The organism is Clostridium intestinale DSM 6191 (assembly GCF_900130055.1).
Classification (GTDB): Bacteria; Bacillota; Clostridia; order Clostridiales; family Clostridiaceae; genus Clostridium_T; species Clostridium_T intestinale.
The window spans coordinates 39,233-61,761 of the sequence record NZ_FQXU01000006.1; the positions used below are offsets into that span (position 1 = coordinate 39,233).

Consider the following 22,529-nt stretch of genomic DNA (forward strand, 5'->3'; position numbering starts at 1 on the left):
TTTAAGCGATTATTATTAGAATTAATATATAAAAACAAATAAAGTGAAAACTTGAGTATGGTACTGTATGAAGTAGTATTTAAGAAATAAATTAATGAGAAGGCTTCTCTAATGAAAAAACAATTATGAATTTTTTGTTACAATATAAATATATGCGAAAGTAATTAAGAGAGGACGTGAGTATTATTTGAGGGAGCTTTTAAGTAAATTCAAAGAAGTTACAGTATCAGTATTGCCTATAACTATAATTGTGTTAATACTTAATTTTACCATTACTCCTATAGAGTCAGATCTAATATGGAGATTTCTAATTGGGGCTGTATTTATAATAGTTGGATTAGGAATATTTTTATTTGGTGCTGATTTAGGAATTCAACCCATAGGAACTTTAATGGGGTCAACACTAACAAAAACTAAAAAAATACCAATAATAGTTTTATTTGGTTTTGTTCTAGGATTTTTTATAACCATAGCAGAACCAGATTTGCAAATACTAGCAAAACAAGTAAACGAAGTTACATCTGGAGCAGTATCACAAGCTGTATTATTGATAGTTGTTTCTTTAGGAGTAGCAGTACTACTTGTAATAGGTTTATTAAGAGTAGTTTTTAATATAGCCTTATCTAAAATTTTAACAATTCTTTACGGGATAATATTATTACTATCTATCTTTACTTCATCTGGTTTTTTAGGAATATCTTTTGATGCGGCAGGAGCCACAACAGGATCTATGACAGTTCCTTTCATATTAGCTTTAGGTTTAGGAATAGCATCTGTAAATGGGAAAAAAACATCAGAAGAAGATAGCTTTGGGCTAGTAGCTATAGCATCTATTGGACCTATAGCATCTGTACTCATAATGAGTATCATATCAAAAGTTGAAATTTCAGCAGAACTTTCTAATAATAATAATGAAGCTGTAAATGGAATTCTTTCTCCTTATATACATGAGATACCAAAGATACTATTAGAAGTAGCAGTAGCCTTATTACCATTAGTAGTACTATTTTTAATATTTCAAATAATATATTTTAAATTATCAAAAAAGAAATTTATGAAAATACTAAAGGGAATGGGATACACATTTATTGGATTAGTTTTGTTTTTGACTGGAGTAAATGCAGGATTTATGGAAGTTGGAAGCGAAATAGGAAGAGCAGTAGCTTTATTAGAAAATAATTGGATTCTTATACCAATAGGGTTTATACTAGGATTTACAGTTATATTTGCAGAACCAGCTGTTCACGTATTAAATGAGCAAGTTGAAGATGTTACAAGTGGTCATATAAAGAAAGAATTTATATTATATACACTATCTATAGGAGTAGCAATTGCAGTTTCATTATCTATGATAAGGATAATGGTACCTTGGATGAAATTAGCATACTATCTATTACCAGGATATATAATAGCTATAATTCTTTCATATAAGGTTCCTAAAATATTTGTAGGAATAGCATTTGATTCAGGGGGAGTAGCCTCAGGGCCTATGACTGCAACCTTCATTTTAGCCTTTGCACAAGGGGCAGCAGATGCCATAGATAGTGCAAATGTTCTTATAGATGCATTTGGTGTAATAGCAATGGTAGCATTAACACCACTTATAGCCATACAAATTTTAGGGTTGATTTATAAACGTAAGACCATGAAGGAGGGAGTTCAGTTAGATGGTAAGTAATCCAAGAAACTCTGGGTATTCAATGTTTATAGCGATAGTTAACTTTGGAGTTGGAAGTAAAATATTGAAAGAAGCAAAAAAAGAAGGAGTATCAGGCGGAACCATATTTTTAGGAAAAGGAGCAGCAAAAAATCATATGCTAGAACTATTAGGACTAGATAAGGTGAAAAAAGAAGTAGTCTTAATGGCTTCTTGTAGTGATATTGAAAATAAGGTTCATGATGTACTAACCAAAAAATTTGCTCTCCATAAACCTAATCATGGAATACTATTCTCAATTGAAGTTAACAAAGTATTTGGATCAAGGGTATGTAGTGCAAATAGTGAAAAACAAGAGGGAGGATCTATGGAAGATTTAAAGGAAAAAAATGATTATGAAGCTATTTTCACCATAGTAGATAGAGGAAATGCAGAAGATGTTGTAGAAGCCGCTACACTAGCTGGAGCACAAGGTGGAACTATAGTCAATGGAAGAGGATCTGGAGTCCACGAAAACAGCCAATTCTTTGGAATGACCATAGAACCAGAAAAAGAAATAGTCATCATACTCATCGAAAAATCAAAAACAAATGATGTTGTTACAGCAATTAGAGAAAAAGTTGATATAGATGAACCTGGCAAAGGAATAGTATTCATAATAGATGTAAACAAAACTTCAGGTTTGGTAAACGTAGATAATATATTATAAATGTTAGAATATTTTTAAAAGCACTGATTCAAAAGAGTCAGTGCTTTTTCATTTATAAAATTAGACTAATAGATTTTCCTAAAAGAACTTTCATGGGTCTATCAATAAAAAATAAGGTAATTATTTCTTTGAACAATAAAGTTAAAATAAACTATTTTTTTAGAATAAATAGTGGAAGGCTATACCATAAGAATAAATAAGAACCTAATTTATAGATTTCTATGAAAGCATTGATACAACAGCAAAGAGAAGAAATTTCATTTGTATATATTCCTTATTTAAACAAATTTGGTTGTCGGAATTTTTGTTATTATTCTTATTTTCTAGTCTTATATAGAGATGATACGATTATTATGTGATAATTATGTGAAAAAATTAAAGTATTATCAAAGCGGGGGACGAAAAATGCAAAAATATATCAAAGGGATGACTTTAGCAATACTAATGACATTTCTTGCAACTATGATACCTAGTTATAGGGTGGTTGCTGAAGAAAAAAGTACAAGTAGCATTGAGGAATCAAGTTCTGAGCAAGGTACTGAGTCAGACGGACTTATTGTAGGAGAACTTGTAGAAAAAAGAGAAGAAAATGTTAAACACTTTATGAAGGATGATGGAACCTTTGTAGCAATGATGTACAATAATCCAGTACATTATAAGGAAGGTTCAGAATGGAAAGATATTGATAATACTCTAGTAGAAAAAGAGGATGCTAAGGGGTTAGTTGAATCTAAGGATGATATTTTAAAAGAAGCTACAATTTTTAGCGATGCATCTACTAGTGAAACAACTAGCAAAACTATAGAAGGTAATGATGGTAAGAATTCTATAGAGGCAGTAGAAGAAGCTAAGGGATCAGTTGAAGAGCAAGTAAAATCTGATGAAAGTGTTTCAAAAGAAAAAGAGATTTTAGTTGAAAACAAAGAGATAAAAACTGATAGTAAATCAACTGAAAAAGTAGCTAAAGATAAGGAAATAAACAAAGGTAAAAACAATAAAGTCTTAGAGAATAAAAGTAATGACTTTAAAATATCTATAGCGCAAAACATTAATGCAGATAAGTTAGTTTCTATAAACAAAGATAAATACGAAGTTTCTTGGAACATAAAGAGTGATAAAAATGTAAAGGTAAATAAAAAAGAAACTACGGATGAAGATGTAAACAAGCTTTTAGGACCTACAAAGGAGCAAGAAAATAAGTTAAGTAAAAAAGAGAAAGCAGAGCTTGAAAATAGTAAAAAAGCAACATTAATAAAAACAACATCATCAGTAGTATTTGAAGAAGTTAAACCTAATATAAATTTAGAGTACAAGCTTATTTCAGATAGCATCAAAGAAAGCATAATAATTAATAAACCAACTGATATAAAGAAGTTTTCATTTAACTTCAATATGAAGAATTTAAAACCAGAACTAAAAGATAATCAGATTATTCTTTCAGATAAAGATACTGGAAAAGAAATAATGAGAATGCAAGCTCCATTTATGGTAGATGCCAAAGGAGAGCAAACGGATAGAGTAAAACTTTCTTTTGATAAAAAAGGAAAGGGATATGTTCTTACATTGGAGTTGGATAAAGAATGGTTAAACTCAAAAGATAGACAATACCCTGTTATAGTAGACCCATCTTTTGAATCATCTGTAAGATCCTCAGATATAAGAGATACATTTGTAGCATCTAATGATACAGAGGATAAAGCTACTAACATGTACTTAAGAGTAGGAAATACTCCTCAAATTGGAGCAACTAGAACATTTATAAAGTTTGTAAATCTACCTCAGCTTAGTATGGGAGATATGATAATAGATGCAAAGTTATCATTATTAAAAGAACCAAATCAAAGTGGTGCTGATGGACAGATTGATGTACATAAAGTAACAAATGATTGGAATAATGTTGGATTAAGATGGGCTACCCAACCAGCTATAGATTGGACTATAAAAGATTATCAAAACTATGCAAATGATAACTGGCAATATTGGGACATAACAGATATAGCAAAAGAGTGGTACACTACAGGAAATAATTATGGTTTATGTGTAAAGAAAAATGATGAAAGATCAGGGCACTCAACCTATTATTCCTCAGACACCTCTAACTCAATAGGCTACCCAAGAGTATATTTTAGCTATATAAATAACTCTGGATTACAGCCGCAATGGACATACCATTCGCAATCAGTGGGTAGAGCAGGAACTACTAACATAAATGATTATAATGGTAATGTTATTCATGTTCATGATGATGTTTCTACTAATGGTAATAGACTTCCAACAGTAATTAAGCATGTATATAATAGTAACGATAGAGGCGTAGACATAGGCTTTGGACCAGGTTGGAGATTAAATTTAAGTCAAAAAGTTAAGCGCATGCAGATAGGCACTAAATGGTATTATCAATATATTGATGAGGATGGAACTAGAAGATATTTTGAAGATACTGGAACGGAAATGAAAGAAGAATATGGTGGCGAGCTAACCTTAATAAAAAATTCAGATGGAAATTTTACTATTAAGGATAAGGATAATAATGCCTTGCTTTTTAATAATATTGGAGACTTGGAAGAAATAACAGATTCAAATGGAAACAAAATTGATCTTCAATATTATGATGGAAAACTTAAATATGTAGTAGACGGAGCGGGAAGAACAACTAGACTTGAATATAGCATTCATAATATGCTTCAAGAAATATATTATCCTGATAATACAAAAGTTCGATTTGACTATTATACAAATATAATGAAGTGGATTACTTATGCAGATGGAAAGCAGTCTGTATATGATTATGATGGACAAAATAACTTAACATCTGTAACTAATATAGATGGCTATAAAATGAACTACGAGTATTACTCTCAGTCGCCTAACAGAATTAAAAAGGTTACAGAAGGAAATACAGATGGTACAGTAGGAGCATCAATGTCCTATGAATACAGCTTTAATAGTACCAAGTTTACTGATAATAAAGGTAATGTAAATTACTATCAGTTTGATAATGCTGGTAAAACTATAAGTATTAGAGATGCAGCAGGATATGCGCAAGCCTATCAGTATGGGGATGGGACTAATGTAAATAAGATGACTTTAGAGTCAAAGCTACAGAAAACTGTAAATAATTTTATTGATAATGGAAGTGCTGAGAATACTAGTAGAAATTTTGCTTTTGCCTCAGGCGGAGGTGGAACTGGTGGTGGTGGTTTTACTTCTAGCGTAAAGTATATTGGAAATAACAGTTTAAATGTCTATAAAAATGATAATGTTGGAAGCCGATATGTAGATCAAAATGTATGGCTACAGAAAGGAAAAACTTATACTTTCTCAGCCTATGTTAAAACAGCTAATATATCTAATATTATGGGCAAGGGTGCACATTTAGTTGTTTACTATAAAGATAAAACTGGAACCTATATTCCAATACGCTCTAAGTTTCTAACTGGAAATAATGATTGGACAAGATTAGAAACTACATTTACTCTTCCATCAGATTCAACTGATAATTTTGTCATTGCAAGATGCGAGCTACAAGAAGAATCAGGCAATGCTTACTACGATGCACTTCAATTAGAAGAAGGTACTGTTGCTAATAGATATAATTTAATTGAAAATGCGGACATGTCAGGTGGAGCTAAAATACCAGATTATTGGTATGACACAATGAATGGAGGAGCAACTACTTCAGAAGCAAGTGATACTAGACTAACTATTGATGACAGTAACCATCCGCCATACCTTGATGGACACGTGTTTAAATTAACTGGACGTCAAGGTAAAGATACGCGTATACATCAAGAGATAAAAATTAGTGGAAAAGCTGGAGATACATTTGTAGTAAGTGGTTGGGCTAAAGGAGCAGCCGTTCCACATGGTACTTTTGCTATTCAGCCAGCATTTATAATTCCAGGTGGAGCTCAATGGGAAACTATAAGCTTTAATAGAGACTCTAAAAATTGGCAATATGCTAATGGCGTAATAAAAGCTAAGAGCGATTTTAGTGAAATTCATCTTTATTTAACTTATTCTAATAATGCCAATGAGGTTATGTTTGATGGAATACAAGTATATAAAGAAGAGTTTGGAGAGACCTATCAATATGACTCTAAAGGGAATTTAGTATCAGCAGTTGACTTAAACAAACAAAATAGTAAATTTGAATACAATGGTAATAATAACTTAATTCAAGCAACAGATCCAAAAGGTAATAAATTTACTTATCAATATGATGGGAAAAATAACATTATAGAGGCTAAGACTTCTACAAATACTGTATATTCATTCCAATATGATAAGTATGGTAATCCAATAACATCAAGAGTAGGAGATAAGCTTACATTTATTCAAAGTAGTGCTACTTATACAGATGACGGAAACTTTATTAGTGAATTAAAAGATGCAGAAGGTAATACCACTAAGTATAATTATGATAAAACTAAAGGTACTTTAACTAATTCTACCGATGCTAATGGAAAGGTTACATCATATAGCTATGATATTTTTAACAGATTATTAGATGTTTCTAAGACGGCTGATGGAGTAGTTCATAAAAATAGTTATACCTATGAAAATGATAGGCTTAAAAGTATTACTCATAATAATGATCAGGTAAAATATAATTTTACTTATGATTCTTTAGGAAATACTGATAAAGTATCTGTTGGAAGTCAAACTCTTATAGATAATGATTATGATAATTCTACAGGAAATTTAACTAAATCAACTTATGGTAATGGAAACATAATAAGTTCGGATTACGATAACATTGGAAGAGCAACAAATAAAAAGTCTAATGGGACACCATACGCTGAATATAGTTATGACAACAGTGGAAATTTAGCACTTTTAAATGACATAACTAATAATGTTAAATATAGATATGTATATGATGGTGCTGATAGACTGACTAAGACTACAGATAGTAACAATAATGAATTAAGTTATGAGTATGATGCAAATAATAATACTAACAAAGTTATTGAAAAAATATCAGGTAGAAGTTATGCAACTAGTTATAAACATGACTCAGATAATAGACCTACAGAGGTACTATTTAATAGTTTAAAAACAGTTAATAAATATGACAGCTTAGGACGTATAGATTATAAAGAGTTTGGTACTGTAGCAGCCGATGGAACATTCTCATCAAAATACAAAACTGATATTGATTATAAAAATATAGCTAATCAAGATAATGTATCAGTTGCCTATCAAGGACATATAGAAAACTCAGGCTGGATAGCCGCTGTAAAAGAAGGAGAGACCTGCGGAACAACAGGACAGAATCTTAGATTAGAAGGTATAAAAATAAACCTAGTTAACAAACCAGCAGGAGCATCTATAAAATATCAAGCTCACATAGAGAATTCTGGATGGTTAGGTTGGGTAAATGAAGGACAACTAGGTGGAACTGAAAGCAAAGGACTAAGGTTAGAAGGTATAAAGATACAGCTAGTTAATATGCCAGGATACAAGGTTCAGTATAGAGCTCATGTAACAAATGTAGGATGGCAAAATTGGGTTTCGGATGGAGAACTTGCGGGAACAGAAAGTCAAGGCATCAGAATGGAAGCCTTACAAATAAGAATTGTTAACATGAATCAAGTATCTACTACAACTAACAAAATTGCCTCAATAGATAATGGCGGAAATAAAATAGAATACACATACGATAAAAGTGGTAATATTGCAACGGTAAAGCAAGCTAGTAAAACAACATCATATCAGTATAATGAACTTAATGAGCTTATAAGAGAAGACAATCAGGCATTAGGAAAAACAATAATATACAACTATGATGCAGGTGGAAACATAACCTCAAAAAGAGAATATGATTACACAACTGGAACTCCAGGAACTGTAACTAATACAGTAGCTTATGCTTATGGAGATGCTAATTGGAAAGATAAATTAACATCTTATAATGGAAGTAATATAACTTATGATTCTATTGGAAACCCATCAACCTATAGTGGATATACTTATACCTGGGAAAGAGGAAGACAGTTAAAAGGGATAAGTGGAAACAGTAAGAATATCTCTTATAAATATAATGATTCTGGAATAAGAACAGAAAAAACTGTAAATGGTGTACTAACAAAATATCACTTAGTAGGGGATAAAGTAACCTATGAAGAAAGTGGAAATGATAAAATATATTATACTTATGACACTTCAGGCAATCTTGTATCAATGAACTTGGGTGGAGGAAATAGCAGTGAACTGTATGAAGAGGTAGGTAGTCATACACCTGTTCAGCTATCAGGTACAAACAGTGCAGCGGAGAAATTTAAAGCGACTGATTTATTTGATAAAATAAGTGTAAACTGCCCAAGTTGGAGTAACAATATAGGTAATCTAACATTAAGTTTATACAAATGGAATACGGACTATAATACTACTATTTCAGCAAGTCCAGTTGTGAAGAAGGAATTTGTCAATTTTACTGATAACCAATGGCTAGAAATAAGCTTTGCAGCCCAGACTTCAGGAGAATATTTATGGGTACTAAATAATCCTACTGAGACAGTTGGAGTTTATAAATATGAAAATAGTACTAATAGCAATACAGCATACCTTAATGGGGCAGTAACTTCTGGAGATTATATCAGTAAAATAAGCTACAAAACAGATGAATATTACTATATTAGAAATCTACAAGGTGATATAATAGGCTTAATAGATAAGACAGGTGCGCAAGTAGTAACTTATAACTATGACTCATGGGGAAAACTAGTATCTATAGAAGGAAGTTTAAAGGATAGTATAGGAGTTAAAAATCCATATAGATATAGAGGTTATAGGTATGATAACGAAACTGGACTATATTATTTACAGAGTAGGTATTACAATCCTGAGTGGGGAAGATTTATTAATGCTGATTCACTAGGTGGACAAATAGGTACTATATTGTCTCATAATGTATTTGCATACTGTATGAATAATCCAGTAAATATGGAAGATCCAAATGGAAATATAGCGTGGTGGATTATAGGAGCTGGAGTTGGTGCTGTAGTAGGTGGGATAGCAGGTGCTATATATTCATATAAGTCAACAGGGTCAGTAGATTGGAGATATGTTGCTGGAGGAGCTGTTGCTGGAGCTCTAGTAGGAGCTGGGCTTGGATATGTTGCTGAGGCTGCATATGCATCAATTATAGGAGTAGGAACGGTGGTTGCAACTACTACTCAAAAAGCAGCTGAAAAGATATCTTCGAGTGGCAAAAACGTTGCAAGCAATGCAGCTAATGCAGTAAAATTGAATAAACAATTAACATACCAAGAAGCTAGTTCAGTTTTTACTAAGAGTGGATTGCATCCAGAAGTCGTTAAGAATTCACAGCCAATAATCTCAGGAATTAAGTTGGGAAATCCTAAGGTAATACAAGCACTAACTTCTGATGGTAGCTCTATAAGTAGTTGGGCAAAAATGTCCACTCAAACATTTAGAAGCCCAAGTGGTAATTTCCAAGTACACTTTTATCAAAACTTAGAAAATGGAGTAGTATCTATATTTGAGATGAAAGTAAAATTTAATAAATAGAAAGTAGAGTAAGTTATGAAAGTGAAATGTATAAGTAATAGAACAATTGAAGGTGACAGAATATATTCTAATATTACACCTAATAAGGAATATATAGTGTTAGCTATAGAATTTTATAATGTGAATATATCCCTTTTTGGTAAAACAATGGGTGATTATGCTTTTTATAGACTTGAAGATGATGAAGGTCTTATAAAGATTATTCCATCAAAGTTATTCATTATCACATCCGATAAGTTATCTAAACATTGGGTGTTACATACTGAGAGCGAAGAAGCATATTCATTGCTGCCGAAACAATGGGCTACACTTAGTTTTTGGGAAGATTTTTATGATGATGAATATGATGCTATAAAAAAATTCAAAATTATAAGAGATAAGATATATGAGGAGGAAAATATTTAATAAGAACTACAAAAGGTGGATTATTAAAGCATAGTTTGTTGGAAGAATATACACAAATTAAGTCCGACTCAACCAACCTTTCAAAAACAAATAACCCACACCATCCCCCACCTTTAGACATATTATATTACTAAGTTTCATTTTTTGTGAAAGGAGGTAATATAAATGACAGAGAGCATATTAACACGTATTTCTTTAGAAGTGGAATATAAAGCTGGCTTAGATAAAGAAGGAAAAGATGTGTTTAAGAAGCAGAGCTTTATAGGCATAAAAGAAGATGCTTCTGATGAGGCTTTATGCATAATAGGCAACTCGATAGGTGATATTTTAGATACTCAAATATATAGAGTATCTAAAGGACTAAAGTATGAACTGATTAATTTATAAAAAAATATAAATTTGCTTTAAGGTAGTAATAGTCTAGTTTTAGACGTTACTACCTTTCTTTTTAACTATATTTACCATACGGATTTCTATATTTCGACATATATATATTAATATCAAGTGAAAATTTATTCAGGTAAAAATTATTCCCAATTGAATAAATAGTGAAAAAATACCTCCCTCTAATAGAAGATTTAAAGGCTTAGTAATTATGCAAAAGATAAAAAAAATTGAGGTGATTTTATGAGTCAAGATGACTGTGACTATGAATATATAGAACAGCTTGTGTATAGAGTTCAAAATGGTGAGATTGAGGCAAAAGATCAATTAGCTAGAAGCGTTAAATACTTTATTAGAAGCATAGTTAAAAAGTATCATATCAATTCCTATAGGCGTAGAGATAAAGTCAGTGAAGGTTATGAGATTATGTTTAGATGCATCAAGGATTATGATGTAAAGAGAGGAAAGTTTTTTCCTTTTATAAGAAGATGTATAAACAATCACTTTATAAATTTATTAAAAGCCACTAAAAAAGGTGAATTTAAAGATGGAAAAAAGACTTTGATTATAGATGAAAAACTAGAGAATGTGCTATTTTATGAAATGGATTATCCAGAAGATATTTTATATGAAAAGTTTAATATAGAGGTTTTAAGAAAGGCTCTAAGATCATTAAATGAAAAGGAACTTGAGCTAATTAGGTATAGATATTATGAAAAAAAGACTCTAAAAACCTATGCTAAAGATAAATGCATTGATTATAGCACTGCCATTAGGCGTAATAAAGCTGTTCTTGAAAAGTTAAAAAAGCTTATAAATAAGGAATTAAAAAACCATAGGGACTAATTAAAAATTTGTAAAAAGAGAGGCTGAAATATTTCAGCCTCTCAAATCTTTTAAAGGAATTAGTCTAATTCATATTTAGTACTTTTCTTTTCATCCAATTTTGCAGAATATAGAGACACAAGATCTCCATTTTTAGTGGTGAAGATGTTTTGCTCTAATATGGCATTAGCTAATTTAACTACTTCTGATTTAGGAAGGTCAGGTCTAACATCAGAAACAGAGAAAGTTGCTTTATCTCCGCTTGCTGTTAAAAATATAAGGCTAAGAACATAATTCATTGGTATCCCTCCTTTTAAATTATTTTTAAGAATATACTAAGCTTCAGATAATATAGAAACTTCATTTAGCATAATGTTTCTTATAGGCGCATCAAGTAATGATGCAATAGCAGTAGCTACAATTAATATATTGTTTATAGGTGCATCCACCTTAACATTAGAAAAGCTCTTTTTCTTGAAAGTATCTGCTCCAGAATCATTTGTTCCAGATTTTAGTTCTATTACTAAAGAAGTGCTTTTAGGTTCTTTTTTAGCTTCCATTAATATAGTCACCTCCTTCCTATTAAAAATTGCCTATACTATATAAGTAAAACAATAAATAAAAAAGTGGCGTTTTTTCGTGAAAAAAGTTTGATTTAAGTTGAAAAAATCTAATATTCTCGACTTCTGCCCTGTAGAAGTTCTAAGAACTTCATAAAATCCTATTAACTAGTAGAAGAGCTGTAGAGGAGTAGAGAAGGAAAGCCGTAGGGAAGTAGAGAAGGAGAGCTGTGGAGAAGTAGAGAAGGAAAGCTGTAGGGAAGTAGAGAAGGAAAGCCGTGGAGAAGTAGAGAAGGGGAGACGTAGAGAAATAGAGAAGGAAAGCCGTGGAGAAGTAGAGAAGGAAAGCCGTGGAGAAGTAGAGAAGGAAAGTCGTAGAGAAGTAGAGAAGGAGAGCTGTGGGGAAGTAGAGAAGGAGAGCTGTGGGGAAGTAGAGAAGGAAAGATGTAGAGGAGTGGAGAAGGAGAGCCGTGGAGAAATAGAGAAGGAAAGATGTAGAGGAGTAGAGAAGGAAAGTCGTAGGGAAGAAAAGGCGTACACCGCTATTCGGTAGACGCGATTCTCAGCGTCAGTCTAATCCTTTTAACTAATGCTCTGTAGAAGCGTTCCCCAGCTTCATTAAATCCTTTCACTGCTGATCTCTAGGTTTATAAAAAGTTTTGCTCAAAACATGAATTAAGTGAGAAGCAAATGGTTGCTTAAAAGTGAATAATATGGTGTTGGATAAATGTGATATAATTTACTTATAATTGTAAGATGATGCGGAATTAAATTATATAGTTAAATAGTAATTTGTAAGGCAGGAAAAGGGTATGGAAATTTGCTGATGCAAAGCAAAGGAATTACTTTATGTCTTCAATAATTGGTCTGTATTTTATAAAGCAAATTTTGAGACAGTGAATTTGATAGATAGTTAGCTAGTGGATTAATAATTTTAAAATATGATTAACTGAACTGTACCATAAATGAGTGCAGTTTTTAGCCTTAGGTATTGATATGACTTGCCTAAGGCTATTTTTATAGGCGAAAATACCGTATCACAAGTAGAAATGTATTTACAAAATATGTTATAGTAAGAAGAGAGAATAAGGTTAAAGTGAAAGATAAACATGAATTTGACGGTTTAGCTTAGTTTGCATTGTAATAATATAAATTATTATATATGTGCGTAATAGAGTCAGAGATGATTCGGAAGAAGAGGTGTTTATATTGTTAATTCTTATTCCAATAGAAAGGTTACATATAGAGCATTCTGTCGTACTAAAAAATATTACTATAAGTTCAAATATTGCCATAAATGAAAGCGGCAATATATTCATAAATAGTAAGGAGTATTCAATAAGCTTGGTGAATAAATCAAATGTTTTAGATTTATTCAATGAATGCTTTGCAATATACCATATTGATGAGTTAGATACTTGTGAAGATGCAATAAAACTAGTAGATTACTTAATAAAACCCGTAGATTACGCCCTGGATAGTTTGAGAATATCTTTGAATACTTTTGCCTTTCATGAACAAGTAATAGGAACCCCTGGATTTTATGAAGGAAATAAAGTAGCAGTAGTATTAGGTGACAATTTTGAATCCTATAAAATTATTAAAGGAAAAGAACTTTATTATGAATTATCAGAAGGAATCGGATGTGATGCTACTGGATTCTATACGGATGAAAATGATATTTTATTACATTTTAGAGAAGATGAGGTTTATACCAAGTATAGAAATATTTTGCATAGACTTTTTAAGGCAATACAGATTTATGATGTAAACACTTGCTTTGCATATTTGTTTTCAACAATTGAAGGGCTAGACTGTAGCACCTCATATAATTTCCAAACTAAAAAGATACGAATTCTCTCTTTCATTGTCAAAAATCAAAATGAATTTGATATTCTTTCGCAACAATTTTATTTTTACTCCAAAACAGTTCGCACTGAGATAATCCATGCAGGGAAATCATTATATGATATCCTTCCTTGGAAAAAAATATATAATTTACTGGATAATTTGTACCTGCTTGTTGTTAAATTTTGTATGGCTTCAATTAAATCTGGTGCAACGACTTTTTCTGAACTAGACGAAAAAATATGCGAAAAGTGTAATGAATTTTTATACTCTTCTCCTAATAGTGATATCGCTATCAGTGAAATGCCAGTTACTGTTTTCGGAAAATGTGACTATTTTGCTGAAGTGAATAATTTAAATATAGACACTTGTTTAAAAATTGGTGAAACATTATTTTTGCCGGCTAATAGTAAAGATAAAGTTAAAGAGTTTTATGAAGTGTATGAGCATGGCTTAGAACTTTGCCTGGAATATGGTTTAGATGAAAAAGTACTTAAAGTAGATAGCTATTTCCCAAACTATCATTTGTTTTCAAAATTTAATATAGAGGAGAAGTCATTTACTGTATGGGATGTAGATGTAATATTGACAACATTATTACGAAAAATTAGCATTGATGCTCCTTTCGCAATAATTGAAAATCAATCTTATTGGAAGAGCCCAACTAATGGATTTAGCTCTTCATTTTACAGTGAATTTTCCGATATTATTTGCAATACTATACAGAAAGCATTGAATTATTTAATTTTATCAAGTGAAATAAAAAAAGATACTATATTGCCGTCTAAGGTTGGAATCAATGATACTAAAATCCGAGCTGCATATATCAATCCTCCAGGCAGTAGCCAAATATATTTTCTTCCCGGACGTGTTTATGGAGAATATATCGAGCCTAATACCCCATTTATTCCATCATTAACTGATTGTTCTGAAACACTCTATAATTGTTTTTTTGGTTCACGTTCTGATGAAGTATATTCTACAAACCGTGATGCTTTAAATAGAATAGCAGAAAGTATTTACTTTCAGGATACTAATCAAACAATTCTTACTATATTTGATGCTATGGATATGCTTTACCCAACCACATATGATGGAAATAAGTTAATCAAACGTATTGCTACATTTTGTTGCAATACACAAACAGAAAAAACTATGCTAGTAAAGTATTTAGAGGATTTGAGGAAAAATATAAGAAATCCACTTTTACATAGTGGTAAATCGATCATTGATTTGCAATTAAATGAAGATGGTGCTTATACAATCATAAATGAAATCAAAAATATTGTTATAAAATATTGTGAAAATACTTATATGCTAGATATACATACTTTTGAAGGTCTGCGTGAAGAAGAGAAACGTAAAAATAATTTTTTGCAAATGCACTTGAACTAACTTCACATTATGTTTATAATACCAAACTCACAAATTCCAATTAGTTAGGAAGAAGAGAATTATCTTTTTATCACAAGTAGTTTACTTGTGAATGATTAGGACGAGGAGGAATAAAAGTTGATTACATCTTTAAATATTAATCAGAAGATTTGCGATGATACAATTAAATTTATAAATAAATATTTACAGGGTGAAGATGATATTGTTTTTTTACATGAAGTTACAAATTCAGGAATCGAAGAATTAAAGAATGAAGAACTAACGTATTTAGCACCTTATTATCCAGATACTGCACGTTTTAAAACAATAGCTATTGTAAAAAACGAAAAGAATATTGAGAATATAGAATTGCAACCTTTTATATTATCACAAAAGAATAGGACAGTTTTTTTGCTACAATCTAGAACTAAAAAAAATCCGATTGTTACAGATTTAATAATAGGAATACATGCTCCTGCAGGCAATAAAGCATACGAAGATTCATCTGTTATTCATTTTTGGGAATCTTTAATTGATATGATTAAAAATATTGTATCCTATAAGTGTTTAAATTTTTATGGGATTAATAGAAAAATACAGGATATAGTTATTGTTGGAGATCTAAATGTATATGTTCCTGGCACTGAGAAAAAAAGATTATTTAATAGATTGTTATCTGTAGGTATGGTAGATTTATGGATTGAAAATAATAAGCTCAATAATCATCATACGTACAAAAAAGGAGAAGAAGGTTCGAGAATTGATTATGCGTTGATATCTGATGATTCATGGAATTCGTACAACATAAAGATTGTGGATGATACTAGAGGAAAAGATGGGTTTACAGACCATTCAGCTATTATAATTAACCGAAAATAATGGTGGATAGAATGATTTGTTTGTATAGTTAATAGTTTTATAAAACTATTAGATTGAAAAATTGAATTCTTTTCATCCAAGTAATGATACAAATTGTAGTTTGTATGATAGATAAAAACCTCACTTACAACGGATACGGTGAGCCGTACCATAAGTAATTGAGCTTTTAGTCCTAACCATTGAAGTTATAGGTTAGGGCTATTTTTGTATGTAAAAACACCATATCAATGAGTAGTCAGTATTTTTTACTTAGCACTTCAAAAAAATTGCTTCAACTTTTTTTGAAATCTACAGTAGAAGTGTTCCTAAGCTTCAATCTAATCCTTTTAACCTATATCCAGTAGAAGTGCAAAGAACTTCAATATAATCCTACTAAATTTTAAGCTGTATAGTGGAATAGCCATAAAGTCGACAAACCATAAAGTGGAATAACCGTATAGTGGAATAGCCATAAAGTCGACAAACCATAAAGTGGAATAACTGTATAGTGGAATAACCATAAAGTTGACAAACCATAAAGTAGAATAGCTGTATAGTGGAATAACCATAAAGTGGAATAGCTGTATAGTAGAATAACCATATAGTTATATTAGATAGTGGAGGCATATAATATAGAATAAATAAATAATATAGGGGGAAGTATTGGTGGAAGAAGATTTAAACAAGGATAAAAAGGGATTAGCAGATGGATTGGAAGGTAATAATGATAAAATAACGGTTGGGGGTACTTGGGATGATGGGGAGAAAAGCTATGGGAGAACGGTTAAAAATTTTCAAATTGATCCTGGGGAAGTTGTTAGTCGTGAACATGATGGTGAAGATAAAAAAGGAGTATTTCTTCAATTCAATAGAAAGTTGAGTATGATAGACTATGATATTAAAGATGATGAGGCTGTATTAAAAAAGACTTTTAGTCTAAAGGAGTCAATTGTTGTAATGATTAATCAATTGAAGCTTGTTCATCCAAATGCCAATGCAAGATTTAATTCGATAGTTGAAAAAGCAATAAAACACTACTATAAATACATTATGGAAGAAGGCGGAAGCCAAGAGGATTAGTTCAAGGCTTTATTTAATATGATTTTAAAAAGTAAAAGATATTCCTGCTATTTCACTATAATTTAAAAGTATAAAAGAAAAATAAATTCTTACTAAATAGAAGTGGTATAATAAAAAGTAAATATAGTAACACAGTTGGAGGTAACAATGGATAAAACGATTGATAGAGAGTATATGCTAAAGACTGCAAAAACTTTGTTGGAGTTTAACAGTCCTAGTGGATTTTGTTTTGATATTATGAAGGTAATAGAGGAATGGGCAGCGGGATTTGGATATGATTTTGAGACAACTAATAAAGGTTGTGGAATTATCACTGTACCAGGTAAGGAAGAAGGTAAGGTAATTGGATTATCGGCTCACGTTGATACTTTAGGAGCTATGGTAAGATCAATAACTAGCAGTGGAACTTTAAAGTTTACTTTGGTAGGTTCTCCTACAGTTCCAACTTTAGATAGTGAATATTGTAGTATAAGAACTAGAGATGGCAAGATATATACTGGAACTTTTTTAAGTGATAGTCCAGCAGCTCATGTTTTTGTAGATAGTAAAACTAAACCTAGAGATCCTGAGCATATGCATATAAGAATAGATGAAAGAGTAACTAATAAAGAAGAAACTCAAAAACTGGGTATATGTCCAGGGGATTTTGTGTTTATTGATCCTAAGACAACAATAACAGAAAGTGGCTTTATTAAGTCTAGATTTATAGATGATAAGGGAAGTGTAGCTTGTCTCATGACCTTGCTTGAAATGATGAGCAGGGAAAAAATTGTTCCTAAATACACTACTAAAATATTTATTTCTACTTATGAAGAGGTTGGGCATGGTTCATCATATATTCCAAGTGATATAACTGAAATGATAGCTGTAGATATGGGATGTATAGGTGATGACCTTAGCTGTACAGAATATGATGTTTCTATTTGTGCAAAAGATTCAGGTGGACCTTATGATTATAATATGGTAACTAACTTAGTGAATTTAGCTAAAGGTAATAACTTAAAGTATGTAGTTGATATTTATCCTATGTATGGATCAGATGTTGGAGCAGCTCTTCATGGAGGAAACAATATAAGAGGGGCTTTAATTGGACCTGGAGTTCATGCATCTCATGGAATGGAGAGAACTCACAGCGAAGCTTTAGAAAATACTATTAAACTTTTATATCTATATTTAACTAAATAGAAAATAAAATAGTCCATAAAGATTTAGGTCTTTATGGACTATTATTTATAAAATATTTATTTATTCATTCCCATAAAAACTTTTTCTGGAGTTATAGGAAGGTGTCTTACATTTACTCCAACAGCGTTATAAACTGCTGCTGCAATGGCTGGCGCAGGTGTGTTTATTACTATTTCACCTATGGATTTTGCACCAAAAGGTCCAGTTGGCTCATAGCTTTCTTCAAAATCAACTATTATATTACCGATATCTTTTCTTGTTGGAATTTTGTATTGCATAAAGCTGTTGCTTTGAAGTCTTCCATTAGGATCATATTTAACATCTTCATATAAGGCTAGGCCTATTCCTTGAACTATTCCGCCTTCAGCTTGGATTTTTGCAAGTTTTGGATTTATTATAGTTCCGCAGTCAACTACTCCAACATAGTTTAATAAATCAACTTTTCCTGTTTCTTTATCTACTTCAACTTCTGCAAAACCAGCCATAAATGGTGGTGGAGTAACGTCACTTCCGTGATTTCCAAAACCAATTAGGTGTTTACCCTTAGGACCAACGGTTAATTTTTCAGCTAAATCCTTAAGTGATATTAGCTTATCATGAGTTTTAGATTTAACTACATCTTCTGATAATTCTAATTCATCTTTAGGAATATCTAATGCTTTTGAAGCTTCTTCTAGAATTTTGGTTTTTAAATCTTCAGAGGCCTTAACCACTGCCATACCTGTAACATAGGTTCCACTTGAAGCATAAGAACCTGGATCATAAGGGGTTATATCTGTATCTGCCGCAATAACTGTTATGTTTTCCATGGAGGTATCAAGTACCTCAGCTGCCATTTGTGTAAGGATTGTATCGCAGCCCATTCCTACATCAGTAGCACTTATTAAAAGGGTAAAGTCGCCTTCTTCATTTAATTTAACTTCAACAGAAGAAGTGTCTATATGAGCTATTCCTGAACCTTGCATAGTTATAGCCATGCCAACTGATCTTATCTTATTAGGAGAAACTTCTCTAGATGGATATTTTTCATCCCAATTAATAAGAGTTTTACCTTTTTCAATACAATCTTCTAAGGATATACTTTGAATTGGCTTTCCATAGGCTTTTGTAGTTTCTCCATACTTTACTAGGTTTTTTAACCTAAGTTCAATAGGATCTATATTTAATTTTGCTGAGAGCTCATTCATAGCAGATTCAACTGCAAAGGTTCCTTGAGTAGCACCGTAACCTCTAAAGGCAGCTCCTATAACTTTATTAGTATAGACTGCTTGGCCAAAGAATCTTGATGCTTTTACCTTGTTATATAAAGGAAGAGTTTTTTCAGCCACTAAACCTAAGGTTGTAAAACCATGTTCTCCATAAGCTCCTTGGTCAGATAAAGCATTTATATCTATGGCATTTATGGTTCCATCTTTTTCGGAACCTATAGTAACTTTGATTCTCATAGCATGTCTAGTATTAGTTGCTTCAAAATTTTCTTTTCTTTCATATATTATTTTAGATGGCTTTCCTGTTTTTAAGGTAACTAAAGCAGTATATATTTCAACTACAGAGGTTTGTTTACCACCAAAACCTCCACCTACCCTAGGTTTAATTATTCTAATTTTACTAGGGGATATCTCTAATGCTCTAGCTAATTGTCTTTTTATGTGGAAAGGAACCTGAGTTGAAGATGTTACTACTAATCTTCCCATATGGTCAAGGTAACTAAAACTTCTGAAGGTTTCCATCATTGCATGAGCTTGTGCTTGAGGATAGTATGTGCTTTCAACTACTACAGGGGAATTATTTATAACCTCATCTACATTTTCCCCAAAGGAATCGTTTCTGGTACATACTATATTTCTATCCTTCTCCATTCCTGTTGGAAAGTTTAGATGAATATCTTCTTCTGGGTGAATTATTGAAGGATGGTCTATAGCTTTTTCAAAATCCAAAACAGGCTCCAATACTTCATATTCAACCTTAATCATATTCATGGCCTTTATAGCAGTTTTTCCATCTACAGCAGCTATGATAGCCACTTCATCTCCAACATAACGAACTAGTTCATCTAGGATTAAGTTATCATAAGGGGATGGTTCAGGGAAGGATTGTCCTGCTAAAGTAAAGCGGGTTTTAGGTACATCTTTATGAGTAAATATACATTCTACTCCTTCAAGTTTTTCAGCTCTTGAAACATCTATGGATTTTATCCTAGCAAAAGCATGAGGACTTCTTAATATTTTAATAACTAAGGCGTTTTGTAGTGCTAAATCCTCAGTATATACTGGTTTTCCTGTAACTAAAGCTAAACTATCTATTTTATTAAAGCTTTTTCCTACTGACTTCATATTACATTACCTCCAAGTATTTTTTTACTGCTCTAAGTTGTCCCATGTAGCCTGTACATCTACATAGGTTTCCAGTCAGATAATGAATTATCTCATCTTCAGTAGGGTTTTTTAGCTCATTTTTCATAGCGATTACTGTCATTATAAAACCAGGACTACAGAATCCACATTGTTCTGCACCTTCATTTGAAAGAATTTGTCCAAACTTTTTCGCTTCCTCTTGAACTCCTTCTATAGTAACAATTTTTTTATCACAAGCTTTTAATGTAAGTAAGGTACAAGATAATAAAGGAGAACCATCTATCCAAACTGTACATAAACCACAGCAGCTTGTATCACAACCTTTTTTAGCTCCAAGATAACCATTTGCTCTAAGAGTATCTATAAGCATATCATCTGGTTCAACTTGTAATTTATGATTTTTGCCATTTATATTTAAGTTTACTAACATTTTATTACCTCCATAATAGCTCTTTTTACCAATACTTTGCTTATAGCTTGTCTGTATTCATAAGTTGCTCTCATATTGGTTCCAAATATAAGTTCAGAGCTCATTATATCTAGAGCTTTATTTAAAGAAGCTTCGCTAAAGCCTTCCTTTGATAAAAACTTTGACGCATCTATAGAGATTTTTGCAGTGGCAGGTCTAGCCCCTACAACTATTTTGAAATCATCATTAAGCTTTGATACAGTTACATTTAATATAGGATAATCACTTTTTGAATTTCTTAAAGATTTATAACTAGCTTTTCTTTCATTTTTCTTTATATAAATTTTAGTTAATATGTCTTTTTCATAGGGTTTGATTAAAAAATCTTGAAGGCTTAGTCTCCCACCTTTATATAGCTCTACTTCTGTATCAAGGGCTAATAAGGCAGTTATAAAATCAGAAAAACCGTATTTTGAATATACTGAAGCCCCTACAGTTACCATATTTCTAAATTGAACCCCAATAATATCTTTAACTGCTTCTTTTAATACTCCATTAAAGTAGCTGTTTAATGCTTCACTTGTTTCTATATCTCTAAATGTAGTTGAAGCACCTATTTCTATATAATTATCAGTTTCATTTATGTAATTAAGGTTAAGCTTTGAAAGGTCTATTCCTGTACCTATCCTTTTTGACCCCATTTTTAAAAAGGCACATCCTCCTAGAATGGTATTAGTCTTTCTAGCCACTAATTTATTGTAGGCATCTTCTAAGGTTTCAGGTTGAAAGAATTCTAACAAAGTAAACATATATTATACTCCTCCTAAAAAACTTTATATTAACACGAATGTTTTCAAACTATTTTATTATATCATATTCTATATAGGCGTACATATATTAATTTTTAATTGGGTATGTTCAGATTTATTATCCTGTTGTATAATAAAAAAGGTCTTGTTATCACTTTGATAAAAATATATTGAGGTTTTAGAAGGAAAAGAGTTGGGATTATAATTATCAATAAATACAATCTTTTATATCAAAATGATAAATAATTATCATTTTGATATAAAAGATTAATAAAAAAATTATTAGAAAAATAAATAATTAGAGAAATGGAATACTTTTAATGGTAAAAATGCATAAATATAAGTAATAAGTACCCTGTGTTAAACCATATTAATTCATATATTCCTTAAATTACATATTAGAAAAGTTGGCACGGGAATTGCTCTATATATTTATGCAGTTTAGTTAGAATCTTTATTTGATAAATGACTATTATTTTATGCCATTAAAAATTAATAACGAATATTATTATAAGCAAGTTCAATGAGGAACTTTA

At 31.3% G+C, this 22,529-nt stretch carries 15 protein-coding genes and 1 pseudogene; 11 read left to right on the plus strand and 5 right to left on the minus strand.

Features of this window, described 5'->3' with window-relative positions; translation table 11 throughout:
- Positions 1–187: 187 nt before the first annotated feature.
- The 6 genes from BUA92_RS09460 to BUA92_RS09485 all read left to right on the plus strand — a co-directional run bounded on the left by BUA92_RS09460 (position 188) and on the right by BUA92_RS09485 (position 11,537).
- Positions 188–1,678 (plus strand): DUF1538 domain-containing protein, encoded by a 1,491-nt coding sequence (locus BUA92_RS09460; protein WP_073018983.1) that lies wholly within the window; start codon positions 188–190, stop codon positions 1,676–1,678.
- Positions 1,668–2,366: a P-II family nitrogen regulator gene (locus BUA92_RS09465; protein WP_073018985.1), complete on the plus strand. Its 699-nt coding sequence runs from the start codon at positions 1,668–1,670 to the stop codon at positions 2,364–2,366. The genes BUA92_RS09460 and BUA92_RS09465 overlap by 11 nt, the downstream gene beginning before the upstream one ends.
- A gap of 405 nt (positions 2,367–2,771) precedes the next feature.
- Positions 2,772–9,902 carry an RHS repeat-associated core domain-containing protein gene (locus tag BUA92_RS09470; protein WP_073018987.1) on the plus strand — a complete coding sequence of 2,377 codons (7,131 nt, stop codon included), beginning with the start codon at positions 2,772–2,774 and terminating at the stop codon, positions 9,900–9,902.
- Between the two features lie 15 nt (positions 9,903–9,917).
- A complete protein-coding gene (locus BUA92_RS09475; RefSeq protein ID WP_073018990.1) occupies positions 9,918–10,307 on the plus strand; it encodes a hypothetical protein in 390 nt (129 codons plus the stop codon).
- Between the two features lie 165 nt (positions 10,308–10,472).
- Positions 10,473–10,694 carry a DUF1659 domain-containing protein gene (locus BUA92_RS09480; protein ID WP_073018992.1) on the plus strand — a complete coding sequence of 74 codons (222 nt, stop codon included), beginning with the start codon at positions 10,473–10,475 and terminating at the stop codon, positions 10,692–10,694.
- Positions 10,695–10,934: 240 nt separating this feature from the next.
- Positions 10,935–11,537, plus strand: a complete 603-nt coding sequence (locus BUA92_RS09485; RefSeq protein ID WP_073018994.1) for a sigma-70 family RNA polymerase sigma factor — start codon at positions 10,935–10,937, stop codon at positions 11,535–11,537.
- Between the two features lie 59 nt (positions 11,538–11,596).
- On the opposite strand, the gene BUA92_RS09490 is transcribed toward BUA92_RS09485, so the two are convergent.
- Positions 11,597–11,815 (minus strand): DUF2922 domain-containing protein, encoded by a 219-nt coding sequence (locus BUA92_RS09490; protein ID WP_021803632.1) that lies wholly within the window; start codon positions 11,813–11,815, stop codon positions 11,597–11,599.
- A gap of 36 nt (positions 11,816–11,851) precedes the next feature.
- The gene (locus BUA92_RS09495) at positions 11,852–12,076 is read right to left on the minus strand and encodes a DUF1659 domain-containing protein (RefSeq protein WP_073018997.1); all 225 of its coding nucleotides are present in this window, start codon (positions 12,074–12,076) and stop codon (positions 11,852–11,854) included.
- Between the two features lie 842 nt (positions 12,077–12,918).
- Between BUA92_RS09495 and BUA92_RS09500 the strand changes: the two are divergent.
- The 5 genes and pseudogenes from BUA92_RS09500 to BUA92_RS09525 all read left to right on the plus strand — a co-directional run.
- Positions 12,919–12,993: pseudogene (locus tag BUA92_RS09500) on the plus strand (hypothetical protein); the annotation flags it as partial.
- A 292-nt stretch (positions 12,994–13,285) separates the two neighbouring features.
- The gene (locus BUA92_RS09505; protein ID WP_073018999.1) at positions 13,286–15,319 is read left to right on the plus strand and encodes a hypothetical protein; all 2,034 of its coding nucleotides are present in this window, start codon (positions 13,286–13,288) and stop codon (positions 15,317–15,319) included.
- A 117-nt stretch (positions 15,320–15,436) separates the two neighbouring features.
- Positions 15,437–16,177 (plus strand): exonuclease/endonuclease/phosphatase family protein, encoded by a 741-nt coding sequence (locus tag BUA92_RS09510; protein ID WP_073019001.1) that lies wholly within the window; start codon positions 15,437–15,439, stop codon positions 16,175–16,177.
- A 645-nt stretch (positions 16,178–16,822) separates the two neighbouring features.
- A complete protein-coding gene (locus BUA92_RS09520; RefSeq protein ID WP_073019005.1) occupies positions 16,823–17,236 on the plus strand; it encodes a hypothetical protein in 414 nt (137 codons plus the stop codon).
- Between the two features lie 147 nt (positions 17,237–17,383).
- Entirely contained in the window at positions 17,384–18,421 is a 1,038-nt protein-coding gene (locus BUA92_RS09525) for a M42 family metallopeptidase (RefSeq protein ID WP_073019007.1), read from the plus strand.
- Between the two features lie 56 nt (positions 18,422–18,477).
- On the opposite strand, the gene BUA92_RS09530 is transcribed toward BUA92_RS09525, so the two are convergent.
- From BUA92_RS09530 to BUA92_RS09540, 3 genes are read right to left on the minus strand one after another with little or no spacing between them, the layout of a single operon-like run.
- Positions 18,478–20,754: a xanthine dehydrogenase family protein molybdopterin-binding subunit gene (locus BUA92_RS09530; RefSeq protein ID WP_073019009.1), complete on the minus strand. Its 2,277-nt coding sequence runs from the start codon at positions 20,752–20,754 to the stop codon at positions 18,478–18,480.
- 1 nt (position 20,755) lies between these two features.
- Positions 20,756–21,205, minus strand: coding sequence for a (2Fe-2S)-binding protein (locus tag BUA92_RS09535; RefSeq protein ID WP_073019011.1), 450 nt, complete (start codon positions 21,203–21,205; stop codon positions 20,756–20,758).
- Entirely contained in the window at positions 21,199–21,993 is a 795-nt protein-coding gene (locus BUA92_RS09540) for an FAD binding domain-containing protein (protein ID WP_073019013.1), read from the minus strand. Before BUA92_RS09540 ends, BUA92_RS09535 begins: the two co-directional genes overlap by 7 nt.
- Between the last annotated feature and the right edge of the window lie 536 nt (positions 21,994–22,529).